The 22,131-nt window shown below is 72.9% G+C and carries 23 protein-coding genes; 11 read left to right on the forward strand and 12 right to left on the reverse strand.

Annotation, left to right across the window (positions count from 1 at the left end; genetic code table 11):
• Positions 1-33: 33 nt before the first annotated feature.
• Positions 34-798: a class I SAM-dependent methyltransferase gene (locus tag O2W18_RS21225; RefSeq protein ID WP_269189406.1), complete on the reverse strand. Its 765-nt coding sequence runs from the start codon at positions 796-798 to the stop codon at positions 34-36.
• Positions 799-907: 109 nt separating this feature from the next.
• Between O2W18_RS21225 and O2W18_RS21230 the strand changes: the two genes are divergently transcribed.
• The 4 genes from O2W18_RS21230 (at position 908) to O2W18_RS21245 (ending at position 3,997) form a co-directional block, all read left to right on the forward strand.
• A complete protein-coding gene (locus O2W18_RS21230; RefSeq protein WP_269189407.1) occupies positions 908-1,132 on the forward strand; it encodes a KTSC domain-containing protein in 225 nt (74 codons plus the stop codon).
• 15 nt (positions 1,133-1,147) lie between these two features.
• Entirely contained in the window at positions 1,148-2,293 is a 1,146-nt protein-coding gene (locus O2W18_RS21235) for an acyl-CoA dehydrogenase family protein (RefSeq protein ID WP_269189408.1), read from the forward strand.
• A gap of 62 nt (positions 2,294-2,355) precedes the next feature.
• Positions 2,356-3,636, forward strand: a complete 1,281-nt coding sequence (locus tag O2W18_RS21240; RefSeq protein WP_269189409.1) for an MFS transporter — start codon at positions 2,356-2,358, stop codon at positions 3,634-3,636.
• A 166-nt stretch (positions 3,637-3,802) separates the two neighbouring features.
• Positions 3,803-3,997, forward strand: coding sequence for a DUF3046 domain-containing protein (locus tag O2W18_RS21245; protein ID WP_269173634.1), 195 nt, complete (start codon positions 3,803-3,805; stop codon positions 3,995-3,997).
• 24 nt (positions 3,998-4,021) lie between these two features.
• Here the strand turns inward: O2W18_RS21245 and O2W18_RS21250 are convergent, their stop codons facing one another.
• A complete protein-coding gene (locus tag O2W18_RS21250; protein WP_269189410.1) occupies positions 4,022-4,879 on the reverse strand; it encodes an NAD(P)H-binding protein in 858 nt (285 codons plus the stop codon).
• A gap of 80 nt (positions 4,880-4,959) precedes the next feature.
• Here O2W18_RS21250 and O2W18_RS21255 point away from each other — a divergent pair, with 80 nt between their 5' ends.
• The 3 genes from O2W18_RS21255 to O2W18_RS21265 all read left to right on the forward strand — a co-directional run bounded on the left by O2W18_RS21255 (position 4,960) and on the right by O2W18_RS21265 (position 7,675).
• Positions 4,960-5,370: a winged helix-turn-helix transcriptional regulator gene (locus O2W18_RS21255; protein WP_269189411.1), complete on the forward strand. Its 411-nt coding sequence runs from the start codon at positions 4,960-4,962 to the stop codon at positions 5,368-5,370.
• Positions 5,371-5,597: 227 nt separating this feature from the next.
• On the forward strand, positions 5,598-6,632 hold the full coding sequence (gene recA, locus O2W18_RS21260) for a recombinase RecA (protein ID WP_269189412.1): 1,035 nt from the start codon (positions 5,598-5,600) through the stop codon (positions 6,630-6,632).
• A gap of 266 nt (positions 6,633-6,898) precedes the next feature.
• Positions 6,899-7,675, forward strand: coding sequence for a regulatory protein RecX (locus tag O2W18_RS21265; protein ID WP_269189413.1), 777 nt, complete (start codon positions 6,899-6,901; stop codon positions 7,673-7,675).
• Positions 7,676-7,787: 112 nt separating this feature from the next.
• Here the strand turns inward: O2W18_RS21265 and O2W18_RS21270 are convergent, their stop codons facing one another.
• The 6 genes from O2W18_RS21270 to O2W18_RS21295 all read right to left on the reverse strand — a co-directional run bounded on the left by O2W18_RS21270 (position 7,788) and on the right by O2W18_RS21295 (position 12,486).
• Positions 7,788-8,456: a formylglycine-generating enzyme family protein gene (locus O2W18_RS21270; RefSeq protein WP_269189414.1), complete on the reverse strand. Its 669-nt coding sequence runs from the start codon at positions 8,454-8,456 to the stop codon at positions 7,788-7,790.
• Between the two features lie 116 nt (positions 8,457-8,572).
• Positions 8,573-8,986 (reverse strand): hypothetical protein, encoded by a 414-nt coding sequence (locus O2W18_RS21275; RefSeq protein WP_269173629.1) that lies wholly within the window; start codon positions 8,984-8,986, stop codon positions 8,573-8,575.
• 241 nt (positions 8,987-9,227) lie between these two features.
• Positions 9,228-10,127, reverse strand: a complete 900-nt coding sequence (locus O2W18_RS21280; RefSeq protein ID WP_269189415.1) for an amino acid ABC transporter permease — start codon at positions 10,125-10,127, stop codon at positions 9,228-9,230.
• Positions 10,124-10,771, reverse strand: a complete 648-nt coding sequence (locus tag O2W18_RS21285; protein WP_269189416.1) for an amino acid ABC transporter permease — start codon at positions 10,769-10,771, stop codon at positions 10,124-10,126. The genes O2W18_RS21280 and O2W18_RS21285 overlap by 4 nt, the downstream gene beginning before the upstream one ends.
• Before the next feature lie 78 nt (positions 10,772-10,849).
• Positions 10,850-11,737, reverse strand: coding sequence for a glutamate ABC transporter substrate-binding protein (locus O2W18_RS21290; protein ID WP_269189417.1), 888 nt, complete (start codon positions 11,735-11,737; stop codon positions 10,850-10,852).
• Positions 11,738-11,766: 29 nt separating this feature from the next.
• Positions 11,767-12,486: an amino acid ABC transporter ATP-binding protein gene (locus O2W18_RS21295; RefSeq protein WP_269189418.1), complete on the reverse strand. Its 720-nt coding sequence runs from the start codon at positions 12,484-12,486 to the stop codon at positions 11,767-11,769.
• 196 nt (positions 12,487-12,682) lie between these two features.
• On the opposite strand from O2W18_RS21295, the gene miaB reads away from it, so the two are divergent.
• Entirely contained in the window at positions 12,683-14,155 is a 1,473-nt protein-coding gene (gene miaB, locus O2W18_RS21300) for a tRNA (N6-isopentenyl adenosine(37)-C2)-methylthiotransferase MiaB (RefSeq protein ID WP_269189419.1), read from the forward strand.
• Positions 14,156-14,269: 114 nt separating this feature from the next.
• Here the strand turns inward: miaB and O2W18_RS21305 are convergent, their stop codons facing one another.
• From O2W18_RS21305 to O2W18_RS21320, 4 genes are all read right to left on the reverse strand, one after another.
• Positions 14,270-15,412 (reverse strand): glutathione-independent formaldehyde dehydrogenase, encoded by a 1,143-nt coding sequence (locus O2W18_RS21305; RefSeq protein ID WP_269189420.1) that lies wholly within the window; start codon positions 15,410-15,412, stop codon positions 14,270-14,272.
• Positions 15,413-15,440: 28 nt separating this feature from the next.
• A complete protein-coding gene (locus tag O2W18_RS21310; protein WP_269189421.1) occupies positions 15,441-16,994 on the reverse strand; it encodes an alpha/beta hydrolase fold domain-containing protein in 1,554 nt (517 codons plus the stop codon).
• A 111-nt stretch (positions 16,995-17,105) separates the two neighbouring features.
• On the reverse strand, positions 17,106-17,807 hold the full coding sequence (locus tag O2W18_RS21315; RefSeq protein ID WP_269189422.1) for an alpha/beta fold hydrolase: 702 nt from the start codon (positions 17,805-17,807) through the stop codon (positions 17,106-17,108).
• Positions 17,808-17,844: 37 nt separating this feature from the next.
• Entirely contained in the window at positions 17,845-19,545 is a 1,701-nt protein-coding gene (locus tag O2W18_RS21320) for a DUF349 domain-containing protein (protein ID WP_269189423.1), read from the reverse strand.
• 40 nt (positions 19,546-19,585) lie between these two features.
• Between O2W18_RS21320 and O2W18_RS21325 the strand changes: the two genes are divergently transcribed.
• Genes O2W18_RS21325 through dapF form a run of 3 tightly spaced genes read left to right on the forward strand, consistent with a single transcriptional unit; the run spans position 19,586 to position 22,112 of the window.
• Complete coding sequence (locus O2W18_RS21325) at positions 19,586-20,278, forward strand: hypothetical protein (RefSeq protein WP_269189424.1); 693 nt, start codon at positions 19,586-19,588, stop codon at positions 20,276-20,278.
• Entirely contained in the window at positions 20,275-21,228 is a 954-nt protein-coding gene (gene miaA, locus O2W18_RS21330) for a tRNA (adenosine(37)-N6)-dimethylallyltransferase MiaA (protein WP_269189425.1), read from the forward strand. The genes O2W18_RS21325 and miaA overlap by 4 nt, the downstream gene beginning before the upstream one ends.
• A complete protein-coding gene (gene dapF / locus O2W18_RS21335) occupies positions 21,225-22,112 on the forward strand; it encodes a diaminopimelate epimerase (RefSeq protein ID WP_269189426.1) in 888 nt (295 codons plus the stop codon). The genes miaA and dapF overlap by 4 nt, the downstream gene beginning before the upstream one ends.
• Positions 22,113-22,131: the final 19 nt, after the last annotated feature.

The following is a 22,131-nucleotide window of genomic DNA, read 5'->3' on the forward strand; positions in this document are numbered from 1 at the left end:
GGGTCGGCCCGGTGCCACCGACTTCCATGCGGTTCAGCCCGGTCGGCGGACCTCGATCAGGTAGCGCTGCGACCACGAGACGAAGGTGCCGTCCCGCTCGATCTGCCGGTGCACCTCCGCGAGCTGCGACCTGTACCGCTCGACCGTGAAGCCCGGCACCGTCCAGACGACCTTGCGCAGGAAGTGCACGACCGCACCGATGTCGCCGAACCCCACTCGGCATCGGTGGGACCGCACGTCGACCACCAGCAAGCCTGCGGCCCGGGCGGCCTCGGCGGCCCGTTCGGCGGTGGGTTCGTCGGCATCGGGCCGGGGACCCGACAGCGCCTCGGCGAGGACCCGGTGGGTGCCCGACCCGACGCCCTGGCACAGGTGGGTGCCGCCGGGGGCGAGGACGCGGGCGATCTCGTCCCAGCGCTGGACCGTGGGATGCCGGCTGCTCACCAGGTCGAAGGTCGCGTCCGAGCAGGGGAGCGGGCCGTCGTCCGCCACCTCGGCCACCTCGCCGCCCCAGCCCGCCAGGCGCTGCCTGGCCAGGAGCAGGTTCGGCGGCCACGACTCGGTGGCCGCCACCCGCCCGGGTGCCCGCGCGGCCCGGGTCAGCGCCTCGGCGTACACCTCGCCGCCTCCGGTCTGCAGGTCCAGGGACCTGGTGGCGCGTCCGAGCCGGTCGGCCAGCAACCCGCACCACCCCCAGGGAGGCCGCTCCTCGGTGGCCCGGCCGGCGAACCAGGAGAAGTCCCAGCCCTCGGTGGGCACGGCTGCGCCCTCGGCGATGAGCTCCTCGAATGCGCGCACCGCAGCAGCCTGACGACCCGGCAACGAGTCGACAAGCGGATTCGTCGACATGCGGACCCGGGCGAATCACACTGGTGTCATCTTCGCCGTCGTCCCCCAGGGGGCAGCCATGCGCCGAGCAGCAGTGCAGTCCTCCAGCATCGCCACCGTCGGCTACGACGAGGAGGAACAGGTCCTGGAGATCGTGTTCAGCGACGGCCGCGTCTACCACTTCCTCGAGGTGCCACCGGAGCGGGTGCTGTCGCTGCTCCGCGCCGAGAGCAAGGGCCGCTTCCTCAACACCGAGATCAAGCCGAACTTCGGTCACCGGGCTGTCGGGCGGCGCTGGAGCTGAGCCAGACTGCGTGGCATGCGTCACAGCTTGTACGAGGCCGACCACGACGACTTCCGGAGCAGCGTCCGGGCGTTCTGCGAGAAGGAGGTCGCGCCCTTCCACGACGAGTGGGAGCGCGCCGGCATCGTGCCGCGGGAGCTGTGGACGGCGGCGGGCGCGCAGGGGCTGCTGGGCATGGGGGTGGAGGAGCGGTACGGCGGCGGCGGGGTGCGCGACTTCCGCTGGTCCTGCGTGCTGAGCGAGGAGCTGGTCCGGATCGGCGCCAGTGGCGTGGGCTTCGGGCTGCACAACGACGTCGTCGGCCCCTACCTGCAGGACCTCGCGACCGAGGAGCAGAAGGAGCGCTGGCTGCCCCGCTTCTGCACCGGGGAGCTGATCACCGCGATCGCGATGACCGAGCCGGCCGCCGGCAGCGACCTGCAGGGCGTCCAGACCACCGCGCGCCGGGACGGCGCCGACTGGGTGCTCAACGGCTCGAAGACCTTCATCACCAACGGCATCAACGCCGACCTGGTCATCGTGGTGGCCCGCACCGATCCCGAGGCGCCCGGCTCCCGGGGCCTGAGCCTGCTCGTGGTCGAGCGCGGCATGGCCGGTTTCTCCCGCGGCCGCAACCTGGACAAGGTCGGGCTCAAGGCGCAGGACACCGCCGAGCTCTTCTTCGACGACGTCCGGGTGCCCGCCGCCAACCTGCTCGGCACCGAGGGGCACGGCTTCGCGCACCTGATGCAGAACCTGCCGCAGGAACGGCTGCACATCGCCGTCTCCGCGGTCGCCGCCGCCGAGACCGTGCTCGCACTGACCGTCGAGTACGTGACCACCCGGACGGCGTTCGGCCGCCCGATCGGCTCCTTCCAGAACTCCCGCTTCGTCCTGGCGGAGCTGCAGACGGAGGTGACGATCGCGCGGACCTTCGTCGACGAGTGCGTGCGCCAGCTCGGCACCGGTGACCTCACCGCCACCGACGCCGCGATGGCCAAGTGGTGGACGACGGAGCTGCAGAACAAGGTCGCCGACCGGTGCCTGCAGCTGCACGGTGGCTACGGCTACATGAGCGAGTACCGGGTCTCCAAGGCCTGGCGGGACGCCCGGGTGCAGTCGATCTACGGCGGCACCAACGAGATCATGAAGGAGATCGTGGGGCGCTCCATGGGCCTCTGACCAGCCCGGACCGCCGGGTCGCGCGCGCACCACCGTCCGCCCCGGTCGGGCACACTCACCCGGTGACCCGACCGTCGCTCGCCCCACCCGACCAGGCCGTCGTCCAGCGCCGCACCCTGTCGGTGCTCTCGGCCGGCGTGGCCCTCGGCGGACTGGGCGTGACGATCGGCATCACCGTCGGCGGGCTGCTCGCTCGGGACGTCGCCGGGAGCGACGCCGCCGCCGGGCTGGGGCAGACGGCGAGCGTGCTGGGCGCCGCGCTGATCGCCGTCCCGCTGGCCCAGGTCAGCGACCGGTACGGCCGGCGCGCCGGCCTGTCCCTGGGATACGGGATCGCGGTCGTCGGCTCCCTGGTCGTCGTCGGGGCCGCAGCGGTGTCCTCCCTGCTGCTCCTGCTCGTCGGCCTCTTCCTGTTCGGGGCCGCCACCACGAGTGGCCTGCAGGCCCGTTACGCCGCAGCCGACCTGGCCGAGCCCGAGCACCGTGGCCGCTCGCTGTCCCTGGTGGTCTGGGCGACCACGATCGGTTCGGTGCTCGGGCCCAACCTGGCCGATCCGGCCGACGACCTGGGGCGCGCTCTCGGGCTGCCCGCACTCGGCGGGGCGTTCGTGCTGTCGATCGCGGTGTTCGGGGTGGTCGTCCTCGGGGTGCTGCTGCTGCTCCGTCCCGACCCGCTGCTGCTGGCCCGGCAGCTCACCGCGGCCGACCGCCCCGCTGGGCCGGCGCCGCTGCGATCGGGCTCAGCGGCCGCGCTGCGCGCGGTGTGGGCAACCCCTGGTGGGCGGCTGGGGCTGACCGCCGTCGTCGTCTCGCACGCGGTGATGGTCGGGCTGATGGTGATGACCCCGGTGCACATGGGGGCCGGCCACTCCGACGCCGACGGGACGACGTTGCGGGTGATCGGCCTGGTCATCAGCGTCCACGTGGCCGGGATGTACCTGTTCTCCCCGGTCGTCGGCTGGCTCGCCGACCGGGCCGGTCGCACCGCGACGGTCGCCCTGGGCGGGGTGCTGCTCCTGCTCGCCGCCGTGGTCGCCGGCACGGCGCCGCCGGGGGCCGCCCTCCAGCTCGGCATCGGGCTCTTCCTGCTCGGGCTGGGCTGGTCGTGCGGCCTGGTTGCCGGGTCGACCCTGGTCACCGAGTCCGTCTCCACCGAGGTCCGCCCGGCCGCCCAGGGCGCCACCGACCTGCTCATGGGGCTGGGGGCGGCCGTTGCCGGCGCGGTGGGTGGGCCGCTGCTCGCGCTGGGCGGCTTCGGGCTGGTGGCCGTGGTCTCCGCGGTGCTCATCGGCCCGCTCGCGGTGGTCTGGGCAGTGACCCGAAGGTCCGTCAGCGCCGGTTGAGGTAGTCGCGCCCCAGCAGGACCAGCAGCGCGACCAGGGCGCCGACGAGCCCGATCTGCAGGATGAGGTCCCAGGTGGGCGAACCGGTGCTGGGGAACATGCGCCGAGGGTAGGACGCCGGTGGTGCCCGGCGCACGGGTCACCGGCCGGTGGGTACCGTCGGGGCGTGCGGTTGCAGGAGTTCCGGTCCCGGATGGAGCGCCAGTTCGGTTCGATCCGCGCGCAGAGCGTGGCCAGCGACCACGTCTTCGGCCCGCTGGGTGGGCGCACGCCCGCCCAGGCGATCGAGGCCGGCGTGCCGGTGCGCACCGTCTGGCTGGAGATCTGCAAGGAGTACGACATCCCGCCGAAGGAGCGCTGAACCCTCCTCCGGCGGGACGCGGGCTCAGCCCCTCAGGACCGAGCGGACGTGCTCGGCGAGCGTCGTGGTCGGCCGGCCGATGAGCCCGGACAGCGCGGTGCTCCCGGTCTCCAGGGCGCCCTGGGCGATCGACTGGTCGAGGGCGACGACGAACTCGGCGGTCTCCTGCGGCAGGCCCTGCCCGAGCAGGAACTGCACGTGCTCCTGGGCGGAGAGGTCGCGGTAGGTGACCTCCCGGCCCGTCTCGGCGGCGACGGCGGCAGCCAGGTCGGCGAGTGTGAACGGCTGGTCGCCACCGAGCTCCACCACGCCCGGCTCGGGCTCCGCTGCGGTCAGCACGGCGACCGCACCCGCCGCGAAGTCGGCCCGCGTCGCCGCCGCGATCCGTCCCGCGCCCGAGCTGCCGACGACCTCGCCGGTGTCGGCGGCCGTGCGGATCGGCTGGTCGTAGTTCTCCAGGTACCAGTTGTTCCGCAGCACCACGGCCGGGAGCCCGACCTCGGCGATCAGCCGCTCGGTGGCGGCGTGCTCGGGGGCCAGCGGCAGCGGGGTGTCGTCGACCTTCGGCGCACTGGTGTAGACGACCAGCTCGACGCCGGCGGCCTTCGCGGCCTGCAGCACGTTGCCGTGCTGGGCCACCCGCTGGCCGACCTCGTTGCCGGAGACGAGCAGCAGCCGGTCGGTGCCCTGCAGGGCGGCCTCGAGGCTGGCCGGGTCGCCGTACTCCGCCAGCCGGACCTGCACCCCGCGCGCGGCGAGGTCGCCGGCCTTCTCCGGGCTGCGGACGACGGCGACGACCTCGCCGGCGGGGACCCCGGCGTCGAGCAGTCCGGTGACGACGAGCCGGCCGAGCTGGCCGGTGGCTCCGGTGACGGTGATCAAGGGGACTCCTCCGAGTGCTTCCTGGGTGACCGGCACTTACGAACAGTAAGTGCCGGCTGCTCGGACGGTACTCTGGTGGCGTGCGCGACGCAGGGGAGGGTGCGGTGGAGCAGGCGGTCGAGGAGCTGGTGGCCGACGTCTTCCGGCGCGCCTGCACCTCCCGCGAGGCGCTGGAGCACGTGACCGGCAAGTGGTCCCTGTTGGCGCTGTCCGCCCTGGCCGAGTCCCCGCACCGGTTCGGGGAGCTGCGTCGCCGGGTCGAGGGCGTGAGCGAGCGGATGCTGGCGCAGAGCCTGCAGACGCTGGAGCGCGACGGTTGGGTGCACCGCGAGGTGCGGTCGGCGATCCCCCCGCACGTGGAGTACCGGCTGACCGAGGGCGGTGCCGCCCTCGTGCCCCACCTGCTGGCACTCATCTCCTTCGTCGAGGACCGGATGCCGGCCGTCCACGCGTCCCGGGCTGCGGTCGACGAGGTCCGGCCACCGCGCTGAGCCAGTCGTCCGGGTGGTCGTCGACACTGTTCGAGGACGTCGTGCGGCGGCGCCGGTGGCGCGACGCGCCGACCCGGCGTGTCACTGGAATCGAACAGGTGTTCGGCATACCGTGGCGTCCACAGGTCCGGTGTCTCTCCACAGATGCGCCCGGTCCGCGGAAAGTGTCAGACCCCGGCCCTAGCGTCGGCAACGACCCGCTACAGCGACATCCGAAGGTGGCCACCATGGCAACGCTCGACCGCGACAAGGCCCTCGACATGGCCCTCGCCCAGATCGACAAGCAGTTCGGCAAGGGCTCCGTCATGCGCCTGGGCGACTCGCCCGAGGTCGCCATGAAGGTCATCCCCACCGGCTCCGTCGCCCTCGACATCGCCCTCGGTGTCGGCGGCCTGCCCCGTGGCCGCGTCGTCGAGGTGTACGGCCCCGAGGCATCCGGCAAGACGACGGTCGCCCTGCACGCGGTGGCCAACGCCCAGGCGGCCGGCGGCATCGTCGCCTTCATCGACGCCGAGCACGCCCTCGACCCCGACTACGCCCGGGCGATCGGCGTCGACACCGACGCCCTGCTGATCAGCCAGCCCGACACCGGTGAGCAGGCGCTGGAGATCGCCGACATGCTGATCCGCTCCGGGGCGCTCGACCTCATCGTCGTCGACTCGGTGGCGGCCCTGGTGCCCCGCGCCGAGATCGAGGGCGAGATGGGCGACAGCCACGTCGGTCTGCAGGCCCGGCTGATGAGCCAGGCGCTGCGCAAGATCACCGGTGCGCTCAGCAACTCCGGCACGACCTGCATCTTCATCAACCAGCTGCGCGAGAAGGTCGGCGTGGTCTACGGCTCGCCGGAGGTCACCACCGGTGGTCGGGCGCTGAAGTTCTACGCCTCGGTGCGGCTGGACATCCGCCGGATCGAGACCCTCAAGCAGGGCACCGACGCGGTCGGCAGCCGGGTGCGGGTGAAGGTCGTCAAGAACAAGGTGGCCGCCCCGTTCAAGCAGGCCGAGCTCGACCTCATCTGGGGTCATGGCTTCAGCCGCGAGGGTGGGCTCATCGACATGGGCGTGGAGCAGGGCTTCGTCCGCAAGTCCGGCGCTTGGTACACCTACGAGGGCGACCAGCTCGGCCAGGGCAAGGAGAACGCGCGCACCTTCCTGCGCGACAACCCCGACCTCGCCGACGAGATCGAGAAGAAGATCAAGGAGAAGCTCGGCATCGGGGTCGTGGCCGCTCCGGCCCCGGCCGCCGCACCGGCTGACTTCTGATCCCGCCGGTGTCCGATGCGCTGATCGACGGCGGGCCGGGCAGCGACGGCTTCGGGGACGACGCCGGGCCGGCCGGTGACGGAGGTCGCCGGGCCGGTCGGCGTCGTCCTGGTCCGGGCAGTGCCGGGATCGGCAGTGCCAGGACCGGTGGGGATCCATCCGACCGGTCCGAGTCGGGCGGCCGCCGGAAGCGTGGCGGTCGCAGCTCGGGTCCCCAGTGGAGCCGCGCGTCGGCGGACGCCGACGGGGCCGGTGAGCCGGCCGAGATGGAGGACCCCGAGGCGGTCGCCCGGGGCATCTGTCTGCGGGCGCTGACCGGCACCCCGAAGACCCGCAAGCAACTGGCCGATCTGCTGGCCAAGAAGGACGTGCCCGACGAGGCCGCGGCCGCGGTGCTCGACCGCTTCACCGAGGTCGGGCTCATCGACGACGCCGCGTTCGCGGCCGCCTGGGTCTCCACCCGGCAGTCCGGCCGCGGCCTGGCCCGCCGGGCGCTGGCGTCGGAGCTGCGGGCCAAGGGCGTCGACGGCGAGGTCGCCGCGGCCGCCGTGGCCGAGGTCGACCCGCAGGACGAGTGGGACTCCGCCCGGCGGCTGGTCGAGCGCAAGGTCCCCTCGATGCGCCGGCTCGACCGGGTGACGGCGGAGCGGCGTCTGGTCGGCATGCTCGCCCGCAAGGGCTACGGCGGCGGGCTGGCCGGCTTCGTGGTCCGGGAGGCCCTCGACGGCCGGGACGAGCCCGACGGCGACTCCGCGGTCGGCACGGTGGGCTCGGACCCGGAGGGCGGCTCGCCGGACGAGCCCGGCAGCGGCGAGGAGTTCATCGAGCTGGACCCGCCCGGTGCTGCGCCCGTGGCGTGGTCGCGCGAACGGTCCGCGGCACGAGCTGCGGCTCGCGCCGGGCACGCGGCAGAGACAGCGGAGACGCCCGGCCTGGACCCCTCGGGGATCGAGGGCAGTGCCGAGGTGGGGGAGGGGCGTGCTCGCCCGATCGGGCGGCGGCTGCCGCCGCCCGGTGCTGCTCCGGTCGACGACCTGCCCTAGTCGGCCCACGGGTCGGCACCGCCGGCGCATCGCCGCCCGTCCGGGCCCGCCAGCCTCGGTGCCGGTGGTTCACCGCCGACCATCCGGACCCGCCGGCCTCGGTGCCGGTGGTTCACCGCCGACGGGCGACCCGGAAGCCGAGGTCGTCGATCCGCAGGGTCGGGTGGCTCTTGCGGCGGCAGGACGCCCGGCAGCCGCGGGGGTGGTCCTGCCACCCGCCCCCGCGGAAGACCCGGTACGGGCCGTAGACCTCGCGGTCGAACAGGTCCCAGCACCACTCCCAGACGTTGCCGATCATGTCGTGGAACCCCCACGCGTTCGGCGCCCTGGTGGCAACGTCGTGCACCCGGCCACCGGAGTTCCCGCGGTACCAGGCGATCTCGTCGAGCTCGCCGGGGCGCACCTCGGAGCTCCCCGCGCGGCAGGCGTGCTCCCACTCCGCCTCGGTCGGCAGCCGGTAGCCCGACGCCGCGGCGTCCCAGTCGACGTCGAGCCCGTCGGGGTCAGTGCCGAGGAGGTAGCAGGGCTCCAGCCCGTTCCGCTGGGACAGGGCGTTGCAGAACCGGACGGCCTGGAGCCAGGAGACCTCGGTGATCGGCGTCCGGGGCCCCGCTGGGCTCAGCGGCACGGCACCGGTGATCGCCCGGTACAGCTCCCGGGTCACCGGCTCGGGGGCCAGCAGGAAGTCGGAGACCTCGACCGGCCAGGTGACCTTCGTGCCCTCGTCCCGCAGCACGATCACCCCGCCCGGTACCGCCAGCAGGTCATCCGGTGTGCCCACGGGGCAGTGGACCACGCGACGTGCACCCGTGTCGCCCAGCACGTGGCAGTGCGGCGGGTGAGGCCGGCGCGGCGCCGGTGGGCCGGCTCACCCGCGTGCCGGTGTCGGTCAGGAGGTCAGCGGTCGAGCCAGGCGGTCACGTCGACGGCCACGCCACCGGCGGCCTCCTCGTCCGGGACCAGCCAGCGCCGGCTGCGCTCCTGGCCGGCACCCAGCCACAACTGGATCGAGGTGTCGAACTGCGACATGGCGATCTCCTTCGGGCTGGCCGAGGAGCTCACCGGGCCGAGGAAGGTCACGTCGGACTCCTGGCCACCGGGGTAGAGCAGCACTACCCGGCAGCGCGAACGCCGGTGCCGGGCCGGCGGCACGGCCTCCCGGACGATGGCCGAGTGAGCACCGGCGGCGGCGGCGAAACCGGCCGCACTGGCCCGCAGCTTGCTCACGAAGATCTGGGTGGTGGTGGCCAGGTCGTCGTCCTCGTCGAGATCCAGGTGCATGTGGCGTGGAGCGGCGGCAGTCGAGGTCACACCCTCACTCTCGGCAGGTGAGGGCCCCAGGGTCACCGGCTGAATGTGCCAATCGTCGACCGGATGTACAGAGCGACGGTGGCACTGTGCAGGGTGGGACGGCAGGTGTGCAGGAAGCCGGCCGCACCGGACGTGCCGATCGTGCTGCGCTGCCCCTGGCCGCCGGTTCGATGCCCCGGGACGCAGCAGCCCCCGACATCCTGGGGTGGACGCCGGGGGCTGGATGCAGACGGGGGTCGATTCAGATGCCGGCGCCGCCGGTCGGCCTCGCGGTGGTCAAGGGGGTGTCCGCCGGCACGACGGCGTTCCTGCTCCCTGTGGAGGTGGAACTGCTGCGTCGCTCCACGAGCTTGGCCACCTGGGAGAGCAGCACGTTGACGATGATGTAGACCAGCCCGGCGCCCACGTACAGCTGGAACGTGTACTGGTTGCCGAACTGCGGGATGAAGAACTCCACCAGGCTGCGGGCCTGCCGCAGCAGCTCGAAGTAGCCGATGATGAAGCCCAGCGAGCTGTCCTTGAGCAGCACCACCAGCTGGGCGATGAGCACCGGCAGCATCCGGCGCACCGCCTGGGGCAGCAGCACGAGCGTCATCACCTGGGACTTGCGCAGCCCGATGCCGAAGGCCGCCTCGCGCTGGCCCTTGTCGATCGACAGGATCCCGGCCCGGAAGATCTCGGCCAGCACGGCCATGTTGTAGAGGATCAGCCCGCCGGTGAGCGCGGCATAGGCGCTGAGCCGGATGCCGAAGCTCGGCAGGATGAAGAACAGCGCGAAGATCACCACGAGCAGCGGGATCGCGCGGAAGAACTCGATGACCGTGGTGACCGGGATCCGGACCCAGCGGTGGTCGGACAGCCGCCCCGCAGCCAGCAGCAGCCCGAGGGCGGTCGCGAAGACCATCCCCACCAGTGCGACCTGCAGCGTGCGCAGCAGCGCCTCGGCGAGCGCCTGGGGCACGCCGCTGCTGGGGTCGAAGAGGACCGCCCACCGCTGCGGGTCGAGCTGGTCGTTGCCGGCCAGTCGGACGAGGACGAAACCGACGATCGCCAGCACGACGAGTGCGCCGATGACCGTGCCGATGCGGATCCGGGCCTGGGCCTTGGGGCCGGGCACGTCGAACAGGACGGGGGCGCTCATCGGAGGATCGCCACCCGTCGCTCCACCCGGCTGATGGCGTAGGCGGAGGGCAACGTGATCAGCATGTAGCCGATGACGACGGCCACGAGCACGAGCAGCAGCTCCCCGGCGTTGGCATTGGACAGCCGCTGCATCGACGCGGTCAGCTCCGAGATCGCGAAACCGGCGGCGATCGAGGTGTTCTTCACCATGGCGATCCAGACGTTGCCCAGCGGCGGGACGACCGAGCGGAAGGCCTGCGGCAGCACCACCTCGCGCAGCGACTGGCCGAAGGTGAGCCCGATGGCACGCGAGGCCTCGGCCTGGCCTGCGGAGACTGCGTTGATCCCCGAACGCACCGCCTCACAGACGAAGGCGGCCGTGTAGAAGCCGACCGCGAGCACCGAGCCGGTGAAGAAACCGACCGCGAAGTCGATCTGCGGCAGCCCGAAGATGATGAAGAAGAAGACCACCGTCAGCGGGGTGTTGCGGAAGGTCTCGACGTAGAACGTGGACAGGCCGCGCAGCGGGGGGATCGGGCTGACCCGGAAGGCCGCCAGCAAGGTGCCCAGCACGAGGGCCAGCACGCCGGCGAGCAGGGACAAGCTCAGCGTCGTGAGGAAGGCGTCCCACAGCAGCGGGAAGTTGTCGATCAGGAACTGCACTGCGCCTCCTCTCGAGGCCCGGGGCGGAGCGGGGCTGCCGGGCGGGGTGAACCCGCCCGGCAGCCCTCACCAGGACGATCAGTAGCGGTCGACGGCCGGCGGCTCGGGGGCGTCGGTGCCGCTGATCGCACCGGCGGTCTCGTTCCAGGCCTCGGCCCAGGCGCCGGACTCGTACGCCTCCACCAGGGTGTCGTTGATGAACTCACGGAACTCGTCGTCACCCTTGGGGATGCCGATGCCGTAGGGCTCCTGGGTGAAGGGGTTGCCCACCAGGTCGAACTGGTCCGGGCTCCCGGCGACGATCCCGGTGAGGATGACGTTGTCCGTGGTGACGGCGTCGACCTGGCCGTTGGCCAGGGCGTCGGCGCACTTGGAGTAGACGTCGAACAGCGTCAGCTCCGCCTCGGGGTAGTTGGTGCGGATCTCCTCGGCCGGCGTGGAGCCCTCCACCGAGCAGACGTTCAGGCCGGCCAGGTCCTCGGGGCCCTGGATGTCCAGCGGGTTGCCCTCGGCGACCATGATGTCCTGCCCGGCCTCGTAGTACGGGCCGGCGAAGTCGATCTGCTCCTTGCGGTCGTCGTTGATCGTGTATGTGGCCACGACCATGTCGACCTCGTCGTTGATGATGAACGACTCGCGGTTGGCCGAGACCGTCTCGGTCCAGGTGATGTCCTCGGGCGCGATCCCCAGCTCGGCGGCGATGATCTTGGCGATCTCGACGTCGAAGCCCTCGGGCACGCCCGACGGGTTGCGCAGCCCGAACCCGGGCTGGTCGAACTTCGTGCCGACGGTCATCGAGCCGGCCTCGGCGAGTTCGGCCATCGTCGTCCCGGCCTCGAAGTCGACATCCTCGGCGAGCTCGGGGGCCTCGGCGGCCTCCTCGACGGTGTCGCCGGCCTCGCTGGAGCAGGCGGTCATGAGGATGCCGGCGGCCGCGACGGCGGCCGCGTAGCGGGTGATGCGCATGGAGGGTCCTCTCGTGGATGTGCGGGTGGTCAGTGGTTCAAGATCTTGGAGAGGAAGTCCTTGGCCCGGTCGGAGCTCGGGTTGGTGAAGAACTCCTCGGGGGTGGCGGACTCGACGATGCGGCCGCCGTCCATGAACACGACGCGGTTGGCCGCCTTGCGGGCGAAGCCCATCTCGTGGGTGACCACGACCATCGTCATGCCGTCTCGGGCCAGGCCCACCATCACCTCGAGTACCTCGTTGATCATCTCCGGGTCGAGCGCCGAGGTGGGCTCGTCGAAGAGCATCACCTTCGGGTCCATGGCCAGCGCGCGGGCGATCGCCACGCGCTGCTGCTGACCACCGGAGAGCTGGGCGGGCACCTTGTCGGCCTGGGCGCCGACGCCGACTCGGTCCAGCAGCTCGCGGGCCCGCTTCTCGGCGTCGGCCTTGGACTGCTTGCGCACCTTGATCGGGCCGAGGGTCACGTTCTCCAGCACCGTCTTGTGGGCGAAGAGGTTGAAGCTCTGGAAGACCATGCCGACGTCGGCGCGCAGCTTGGCCAGCTCCTTGCCCTCGGCAGGCAGCTGCTGCCCGTCGATGGTGATCTCACCGTTCTCGATCGACTCGAGGCGGTTGATCGTGCGGCACAGCGTCGACTTGCCCGAGCCGGACGGCCCGATGACGACGACCACCTCGCCCCGGTCGATCGACAGGTCGATGTCCTGCAGGACGTGCAGTTCGCCGAACCACTTGTCGACGCCGGACATGCGGACGAGAGGCTCTCCGGTCGGACGTTCGGTCACAGCGGGTGACCCTAGGTGGCTCTCACCCCAGGAACGTCGCGAACCCATCACGAAGCTGTAACGAAGCTCCGGATGCGCCCTGAGTTCACTCGATCGAGGTCCTGCCGGTCACCAACCGGAGTCGTCGGCGTGCACCGGGTGCGGCTGGCGTCCCCGTACGATGCGGGTGGTGAACGGCAAGACCTACCTCGTGCGCACCTACGGCTGTCAGATGAACGTGCACGACTCCGAGCGGCTCTCCGGCCTGCTCGAGTCGGCCGGGTACTCGGCAGCTCCCGAGGGCACCGACGCCGACGTCGTCGTGCTCAACACCTGCGCCGTCCGGGAGAACGCCGACAACCGGCTCTACGGCAACCTGGGTCACCTGCGCCCGGTCAAGGACGCCCACCCCGGCATGCAGATCGCCGTCGGCGGCTGCCTGGCGCAGAAGGACCGCGGCGAGATCGTCAAGCGCGCGCCCTGGGTCGACGTCGTCTTCGGCACGCACAACGTCGGCTCCCTGCCGGTGCTGCTGGAGCGGGCCAGGCACAACGCCGAGGCGCAGGTGGAGATCGTCGAGTCGCTGGAGGTCTTCCCCTCCACGCTGCCGGCCAAGCGGGACTCGGCGTACTCCGGCTGGGTGTCGATCAGCGTCGGGTGCAACAACACCTGCACGTTCTGCATCGTCCCGGCGCTGCGCGGCAAGGAGAAGGACCGCCGTCCCGGCGAGATCCTGGCCGAGGTGCAGGCGCTGGTCGACCAGGGCGTGCTCGAGGTGACCCTGCTCGGGCAGAACGTGAACGCCTACGGCGTCGAGTTCCGCGAGCGTGGTGCGTTCGCCGACCTGCTGCGCGCGACGGGGCGGATCGAGGGGCTGGAGCGCATCCGCTTCACCAGCCCGCACCCGAGGGAGTTCACCGACGACGTGATCACGGCGATGGCCGAGACGCCGGCGGTCTGCCACCAGCTGCACATGCCGCTGCAGAGCGGGTCGAACGACGTGCTGCGCCGGATGCGCCGCGGCTACCGGCAGGACCGCTACCTCGGGATCATCGACCGGGTGCGGGCCGCGATGCCCGACGCCGCGATCACCACCGACATCATCGTCGGCTTCCCGGGCGAGACCGAGGCGGACTTCTCCCAGACCCTCGACGTCGTCCGGCAGGCCCGCTTCGCCAGCGCCTTCACCTTCCAGTACTCCAAGCGCCCGGGCACCCCGGCCGCGGAGATGGACGGGCAGCTGCCCAAGGACGTCGTCCAGGAGCGCTACCTGCGGCTGACCGCACTGCAGGAGGAGATCAGCTGGGACGAGAACCGGGCGCTCGTCGGCCGGCCGGTCGAGCTGCTGGTCGCCGCGGGGGAGGGCAGCAAGGACGCCGCCCGCGGCCGGCTCTCCGGCCGGGCCCGCGACGGCCGGTTGGTGCACTTCACCGCCGCGGACGGCGTCCGTGCCGGGGACGTCGTGGAGACCGTCGTGACCGCCGCGAAGCCGCACTTCCTGGTCGCCGACGGCGCGCTGCTCTCCCACCGGCGGACCCGGGCCGGCGACGCCAGCGAGGCCGGCACCCGCCCGACCACGCCCGGCGTCACGCTGGGCATGCCCGGGATCGGTGTCCCGGCGCCGCTGCCGGCCGCGGTCCCGGCCTGCAGCTGATACCACGGGGCCCGAAGGTCCTGGACGAACGAAGGACCGCCCCCCTGCACCGGCATCGGTGCAGGGGGACGGTCCTCGATCAGGTCACCGGGTGCGACGTCCCGGTGGGGTGGGTCAGCTGCCCGGGTGCAGCAGCACCTTGGTCCAGCCCTGGTCCCGGTCGTCGAAGCGCTGGTAGCCCTCCACGGCCTGGTCCAGGCCCAGCTCGTGGCTGGTGATCAGGCCCGGGTTGGCCTTGCCGTCGATGATCAGGTCCCGCAGCTGCCGGTTGTAGCGCTTGACCGGCGCCTGCCCGGTGCCCATCGACTGGCCCTTGGTGAAGAAGCTGCCGAACTGCCAGGGGATCCGGCCCTCCTTGGCCAGGTCGCTGGTCGCGCCCGGGTCCTCCGGCACGTAGACGCCGACGACACCGATCCCGCCGGTGGACCGAACCACCTGGACGAGGTTGTCCAGCACGAGCTCCGGGTGCTCCTCCCCGTCGGAGCTGTGCGCCTGGTAGCCGACGGCCTCGACGCCGCGGTCGACGCCGCGCCCGCCGGTGGCCTCCAGCAGCTGCTCCACCGGGTCGCCGGCGCTGAAGTCGATCGGGGTGGCGCCGTACTTCTCCGCCAGGGCCAGCCGGTCGGTCTCCTTGTCCACGACGAAGACCTCGGAGGCGCCGCGGATCATGGCGCTGTGCGCGGCCATCAGCCCCACCGGGCCACCGCCGAAGACCGCCACCCGGTCGCCGACCTGGAAGCCGGACAGCTCCACCCCGTGCCAGCCGGTCGGGAAGATGTCCGAGAGCATCGTGAAGTCGTTCTCGTGCTCGGTGCCCTCGGGCAGGTGCAGCAGGTTGAAGTCCGCCCACGGCACGCGCAGGTACTCGGCCTGCCCGCCGTCGTAGGGGCCCATGTTGGCGTAGCCGTAGGCCGCGCCGTCCATCCCCTCGGTGGGGTTCGCGCGCAGGCAGAACGACGTCCAGCCGTCGGTGCAGTTGCGGCAGGTGCCACAGGCGATGTTGAACGGCACCGACACCCGATCGCCGACCTTGATCCGGTCGACGCCGTCGCCGACGGCCTCGACGACGCCCATGTTCTCGTGGCCGAGGACCTTGCCCTCCTCCACGGAGGTGCGGCCCTCGTACATGTGCAGGTCCGACCCGCAGATGTTGGTGGTGGTGATCCGGATGACCGCGTCGGTGGGCGCCTGGACCGTGGCGTCCGGCACCTCCTCGACGGCGACGTTCTTGGGGCCTCGGTAGACGATGGCCTTCATGGTGGTGCTCCTTCCCTGAGGACGGCGATCAGCGGGTGCTGAACGCCCGGGTGAGGTGTGCGGCGGCGTCCTGCTGGGCCTGCTCGGCCTCGTCCAGGACGGCGGCGGCGCCGAAGAACTCGTGCATGACGCCGGCGAAGTAGCGGTGGGTGGTCGGTGCCCCGGCGGCCTCGAGGTCGCGGGCGAACTGCTGGCCCTGGCTGCGCAGCACGTCGCGCTCGTCGGTGATCACCAGCGTGGGCGGCATGCTCGCGCGCTGGGCGGGGGTCCAGTCCAGCAGGGCGATCCGCGGGTCGGTGGCCGCCTCGGGCTTGCCCTGGAAGGCGTGCATCGCCATCCAGGACAGCAGCGCCCGGTTCAGCGGACGGCCGTCGGCGGCGTCCTCCATCGACTCGCCGAACTGCTCGGCGGTGGTCAACGGGTAGACGCAGACCTGGGCCACCGGCGTCGGCTGGCCGTTCGCAGCCAGCTGGAGGGAGGTGGCCGCGGCCATCGTCCCGCCGACGGACTCCCCGCCGATGGCCATCCGGTCCGGGTCCCCGCCGAGCTGCCCGGCGTTCTCCCGGACCCAGGTCCAGGCGGTCAGCACGTCGTCGTGCGAGGCGGGGAAGACCGCCTCCGGCGCCCGCCGGTAGTCCGGGGAGACGACGATCGCGTTGGTCTTGTTGCACAGCCCGCGGCAGGAGGCGTCGTAGGTGTCGATGTCGAACAGCACCCAGCCGCCGCCGTGCACCCACATGACGATCGGCAGCGGACCGTCCCCGGCGTTGCTCGGGGTGTAGACGCGCAGGGTCTGCTCGCCGTTTGCGCCGTCGGGGATCTTCAGGTCCTGCACCGAACCGACCGGCTCGGGGCCGGAGATGCCGCGGTCGGCCATGACCTTCTTCACCGCGTCGTCCGGGCCGGGCTGCTTGCGCGCCTGCTCGGGCTTGAGCACCTCGAACGGCAGCGGGCCGAACGAGGAGAGGGCGTCGACGATCGCCTGGGCCTGCGGGTTGAGCAGGCCGGAGGCGTCGGTGGCCAGCTCCTTCTGCCGGCCGGACGCCATGTCGCGGACCATGTCCAGCGGCTTGCCCAGCATGCCGGCGACCTTCTCCGCGAAGCCCTCGCTCGGCGCGTGGGGGTGCGGCCGGGTGGGTGCCTCGCGCTTGTTGGTCAGGAAGTCCTGGCCCAGCTCGGCCATCCGCTCCGCACCGGCCTTGGCGCGGAACTGGGGCAGCTCGTCGTTCTCCTCGTCATCGACGTGGTGCCGGGTGACCTGGATCAGCGTGCTGAGCGACTCCTCGAACTCCGGCTCCCCGGGCTCGGTCTTCCCGAGGACGACGAGCAGCTCCTTGATCTGCTGGTGCTCGTGCTCGGCGTCGTCGTGCTCGTCGGTCATCCCGATCTCCGGCCAGATCGGGTACAGCACGACCTCCTCGGCGAAGGCGTGTGCGGCGAGCTCGAAGGAGATCTGGTCGACCAGCACGCGACGGTTGCCGCGGCCGGCCTCCAGGTGCTGGAACTGCCGGTCGACGATCGCGTGGTCGTCGGCGATCAGGTGGTCGATGTCACCGGGCTGGGTGGGGTAGGACAAGGCCACGGTGGACTCCTCACGACGTGGGGGGTGCCGACGGGTCGGGCGCCGACTTCGGTTGTCCACCACCTACCCGGCGGTCCCGCCGGTACACGACCCGCTTCCGGAAAGGCGCCCTCAGTCGAGCTCGAGGAGCAGCTCGGCGAGTTCCTCCGGCCGGTTGTCGGCCACCATGTGCGTCGTCGCGATCTCCCGGTGGCGCCAGGCGTCGGAGTCACGGGCCCGGGCGGCGGCCGCGTCGAACACCGCACTGGCCGGGGCCCCGGGATCGCCGGTCGCCCTGATGTAGGTCCGGCGGAACGGGAACTCCTCCAGCGGCCGGCTCAGCCGGACCGGCTCGCTGAAGCAGCCCACCGGGTGAGGGGTGCGCCGCACCGCGGCGAACGCGGCCACGGCCGGGTCCTCGAACGCGCGGTCCGGCGGCGGGACGAGCCACGGCGAACCGATCGCCGCCGGACCAGGCGGAGGAGCCCCGGTGAGGGAGAACAGCGAGTCCCCGTCTCCGGGGACGAACGCGTCGAGGTAGACCAGGTCCCGTACCCGGTCAGCGATGTGCTCCAGCGCCCCGGTGACGACCATGCCGCCGTAGGAGAAGCCGAGCAGGACGACGTCGGTGAGGGCCTCGTAGAGCACGTGGTGGACGACGTCCTGCACGTGCGTCCGCAACGTGACCTGCGGACTGGCCAGGTGCACCCGCTCACCGACCCCGGTGAGGCCGGGGGTGAACACCTCGTGCCCGGCCGCGCGCAGCAACGGGCGGACCCGGCGGAACGCGTGCGGGCCGCCCCAGGCGCCGTGCACCAGCACGTACGTCGTCATCGGCCCGCCGCCTCCTCCCCGCCGCCTCCCCGCCGGCTCAGCGGCGGGAGGAGGCCTTCTCTGCCTCGGCCAGCCACTCCCGGCGGGTGGCCAGGGCGGCCTCGGCCTCACTGATCCGCTTCGCGTTGCCCGCGGCCTGCGCCTTGGCCAGCTGGTCCTCGGCCTTGGTCACCGCCGCTCGCATCGAGGTCAGCAGCGGGTTCTCCGGCTGGACCCGGGGGCGGGAGGACTCGCTCGCGCCGCGGAACTTCTCCTCGACGGTGCGCATGCGGTCCTCGAGCTCGCGCATGGCGCCGCGGGGCACGTGCCCGATGGCGTCGTAGCGCTCCTGGATCTTGCGCAGCGCGTTCTGGTTGCCCTTGTTGGCCGCGTCGAGCTTCTCCGCCTCGGCGAGCAGCTCCTCCTTGGCCTTCTGGTTGGCCAGCTCGTCGGTGCTGCGCGCCTGGTCGTTGGCGGTGCGGGCGGCGAAGAACACGTCCTGGGCGGCGCGGAACTTCTTCCACAGGTCGTCGTCGGTGTCCCGGCCGACCCGCGGCACGGCCTTCCAGCGGTCCATCAGCCCACGCATCGCCGCGCTCGTCGGGCCCCACTCGGTGGAGGTCGACAGCTTCTCGGCCTCGGCGATCAGCTCGCTCTTGGCGGCCCGCGACTCGCCCCGCTGCTTGTCCAGCTCGGCGAAGTGCGCGCCACGGCGGCGGCCGAAGGCGTCGCGCGCGGCCGCGAAGCGCTGCCACAGCGCCTCGTCGGTCTTGCGGTCGATGCCCTTGATCGTCTTCCACTCCTCGACGATCGACTTCAGCCGGTCGCCGGCGGCCTTCCACTGCGTGGAGTCCGCGGCGATCTGCTCGGCCTCGGCGGCGAGCGCCTCCTTGCGCTGGACCTGCACGGCCCGCTGCGCCGCCTTCTCGGCCCGGTTCGCCGCGACGGCGGTGTCGGCCATGCTGACCATCGCCCGGGCGCGGGCGGACAGGCTGTCCAGGTCGCCGACCGCCTGGGCCAGGGGGATCGAGTCGGCGAGCTCCTGGGCCTTGGTGCGGATCTCGCCCGGGTTGCCGGTGTGGGCGGCCAGCCGCGCCTCGAGCAGGGTGACCTCGGTGGCGAGGTCGTCGAAGCGGCGGCCGTAGTGGGCCAGCCCCTCCGCCGGGGCGCCGGCCTGCCAGGAGCCGACCGAGCGCTCCCCGGTGGCGGTGCGCACGTAGACCGTGCCCTCCTCGTCGACCCGGCCCCAGGCGGAGGGGTCGGAGACGGGCATGGCCGGGACGACGCTGGGCACGTCGGCGGGCACGTGGCCGCTGGACGGGCCGGCGGGCGCCGGCCGGGGGGCCGTGGCGGGGGTGCCGCTGTCACTGGTGGGGTCGGCGACCGCTGCGTCGGCGGGGTCGGCGGCGGCGGGGGTGCCTGCCTCGGGGGTCACGGCCGCGGAGGCGTTGTCACCGGCCGCCGGAGCCGGGGACTCGGCAGCTGCGGGCGTGACAGCGGGGGACTCGGCAGCGGGGGACTCGGCTGCCGGGGGAGCTGCGGCCGGGGGCTCGGCGGGCGGGGGCACAGCGGCCCCCGGGTCGTCGACGACGGGGCTGGTCTCGGCGGGCTGGGCGACCTCCGGGACGGCGGCGTCCGGGGTCTCGGTCAGTGCCCCCTCGTCGACCGGCGTCGCCTCGACGACCGCTCCCTCAGGGCGCTCGTCGGGGGTCGCGGTGGCCTGCTGGGTCCGGTCTCCGGTGTTCTCCGTGCTCGACACGTGAGCAGTCTCCCACGATGCATCCGCGACACTCCCTGGCGTGAGACCTCCTCCTCCGTTGACCGTGGCGTTCTGCCCGCAGTCACCCCTCGTGCTGCCCGCGGTCGCCGGTGCGCCGACCCCCGCCCTGTCCGTGCTGCGCACCGCCGTCTCCGCCGCCGTGCAGACCGTGCTGGCGGACCGGCCGGAGGTGGTGGTGGTCGTGGGGGAGGGCGCCGACGGGCTCCGGTTCGGCCCCGGGGACGCCGGTGACCTGCGCGGGTTCGGCGTCGACCTGGAGGTCCCGTTCGCCGGCCGGGTCCGTGCCGGCGGCCACCGGGTCCCGCTGCCGCACCTGGTGGCGGCCTGGCTGCTGGACGAGGCCGGGCACACCGGCGGCCGGCTCGGGGTGGGGCCGGCCGACCTCGCGGCGGCCTTGGCTGACCTCCCCGGACCGGTGGGGGTGCTCGCCATGGGGGACGGGTCGGCCCGGCGCACCGAGAAGGCGCCCGGCGCGCTCGACCCCGCGGCCGGCCCGTTCGACGCCGCGGTCGCCGCTGCCCTCGGTGCCGGGGACTGCACGGCGCTGGCCGGGCTCGACCCCGACGCGGGTCGGCGACTGCTCGCCGCAGGTGTCCCGGTGTGGCGCGCGGTCGGTGCCGCGCTGGAGGGGCGTGCCGTCACGGCCGAGCTGCACCACGACGACGCCCCGTTCGGCGTCGGCTACCTCGTCGCAGCCTGGCGCGCCCGGTGACCACTGCCGCGGAGGGCCGTGTGCCACCGGTGATCGCCGTCGTCGGGCCGACCGCCACCGGGAAGACGGCGTTGGCGGTCGCGCTGGCGCACCGGCTGGCCCGCTCCGGTGCGGGGGGAGAGGTGGTCAACGCCGACTCCATGCAGCTGTACCGGGGGATGGACATCGGCACGGCCAAGCCCACCGAGGGGGAGCGCGACGGTGTGCCGCACCACCTGCTGGACCTGTGGCACGTGCGGGAACCGGCCTCGGTGGCCGAGTACCGCCAGCGCGCCCGGGCCGAGGTCGACCGGCTCCGCACCGCGGGCGTCGTCCCGCTGCTGGTCGGCGGTTCCGGGCTGTACGTGCGTGCGGTGTTGGACGAGCTGGACTTCCCGGGCACCGATCCGGTGGTGCGGGCCCGGCTGACCGGCGAGCTGGCGGACGAGGGCGCCACGGCGATGCACGACCGGCTGGCGGCGCTCGACCCGGCTGCCGCGATGGCGATCGCGCCGACCAACAGCCGGCGGGTGGTGCGGGCGCTGGAGGTGATCGAGGTGACCGGTCAGCCGTTCACCGCGACGCTGCCCGTGCCCCGCCCGCACTACCCGGCGGTCACGGTCGGGCTGGACCGTGCGCCCGAGGAGCTGGACGACCGGGTGGCCCGCCGGGTCGACGCGATGTGGGCGGCCGGCTTCGTCGACGAGGTCGCCGCGCTCGCCGGCGACGGGCTGCGCGAGGGGCCGACGGCCTCCCGCGCCCTGGGGTACGCGCAGGTGCTCCAGCAGTTCGACGGGGTGCTGACGGGACAGGAGGCCCGGGAGCGGACGGTGACCACCACCCGCCGGTTCGTCCGCCGGCAGCGGTCCTGGTTCCGCCGCGACGCCGGCACGGTGTGGTTCGACGCCGCCCGCCCGGACCTGCTCGACGCCGTCCTCGCCCTGATCGCCGACCGTACGATCGACCGGTGATCGACACCTCCGGCCCGCGGGTCCTCCTCGGCCACGGCACCGAGAACGACTTCGTCGTCCTGCCCGACCCCGACGGGGACGTGTGGCCGGAGGCGCGGCTGGACCCCGAGCTGGTGCGCCGGCTCTGCGACCGCCGGGCGGGCCTGGGCGGGGACGGTGTGCTGCGGGTCGTCCGCAGCCGGCACGTGCCCGACGCCCCCGGTGTCCTCGGTGCCGCGCTGGCCGACTGCGAGTGGTTCATGGACCACCGCAACGCCGACGGCTCGTACGCGGAGATGTGCGGCAACGGCATCCGGCTCTTCCTGCACGTGCTGCTGGCCGAGGGGCTGCTGGAGCGGGCCGCGGCGGAGGCCGGCGTCCTGGTCGGCACCCGGGGCGGTCCTCGCCGGGTGGGCGCTCGGCCCGACGGCGGCTACTGGGTCGACATGGGCCCGGCGGTCCCGCTGGGCCGCAGCGAGGCGCGGGTCGCCGGGGTGGCGCACCCTGGGCTGGGGGTGTCGATGGGCAACCCGCACCTGGTGTGCCTGACCGACGTGGACGTCGACACCCTGGACCTCTCGGTGCTGCCTGGGGTCGATGCCGCGATGTTCCCCGAGGGGGTCAACGTCGAGCTGGTGAACGTGCTCCCGCCGGAGGGCGCCTGCGCGCACGTGCGGCTCCGGGTCCACGAGCGCGGCGTGGGGGAGACCCGCTCCTGTGGCACCGGCGCCTGCGCGGCGGCGTTCGCCGCTCTGGAGGCCGGCCGACGCGACGTCGGGACGGTCCTCGTCGACGTGCCGGGCGGCCGGCTGTCGGTGGAGTTCGACGGGGTGACGACGGTGCTCTCCGGCCCGGCCGTCGTCGCCGCCGCCGGGACCCTCACCCGGGAGTGGCTCGCCGGCTGAGGGTCCCGGCTGCGCCGGA

The sequence above is a fragment of the Modestobacter sp. VKM Ac-2983 genome, assembly GCF_026967885.1.
Lineage (GTDB): Bacteria > Actinomycetota > Actinomycetes > Mycobacteriales > Geodermatophilaceae > Modestobacter.

Coding starts and splice junctions, on each gene's coding strand:
- O2W18_RS21230 (WP_269189407.1), top strand. CDS start 908: ATGCGCCGAGCAGCAGTGCAGTCCTCCAGCATCGCCACCGTCGGCTAC.
- O2W18_RS21315 (WP_269189422.1), bottom strand. CDS start 17,807: ATGACGACGTACGTGCTGGTGCACGGCGCCTGGGGCGGCCCGCACGCG.
- O2W18_RS21295 (WP_269189418.1), bottom strand. CDS start 12,486: ATGTCCGGCGTCGACAAGTGGTTCGGCGAACTGCACGTCCTGCAGGAC.
- O2W18_RS21305 (WP_269189420.1), bottom strand. CDS start 15,412: ATGAAGGCCATCGTCTACCGAGGCCCCAAGAACGTCGCCGTCGAGGAG.
- miaB (WP_269189419.1), top strand. CDS start 12,683: ATGCGGGTGGTGAACGGCAAGACCTACCTCGTGCGCACCTACGGCTGT.
- O2W18_RS21235 (WP_269189408.1), top strand. CDS start 1,148: ATGCGTCACAGCTTGTACGAGGCCGACCACGACGACTTCCGGAGCAGC.
- O2W18_RS21280 (WP_269189415.1), bottom strand. CDS start 10,127: ATGAGCGCCCCCGTCCTGTTCGACGTGCCCGGCCCCAAGGCCCAGGCC.
- recA (WP_269189412.1), top strand. CDS start 5,598: ATGGCAACGCTCGACCGCGACAAGGCCCTCGACATGGCCCTCGCCCAG.
- O2W18_RS21290 (WP_269189417.1), bottom strand. CDS start 11,737: ATGCGCATCACCCGCTACGCGGCCGCCGTCGCGGCCGCCGGCATCCTC.
- O2W18_RS21265 (WP_269189413.1), top strand. CDS start 6,899: ATGGAGGACCCCGAGGCGGTCGCCCGGGGCATCTGTCTGCGGGCGCTG.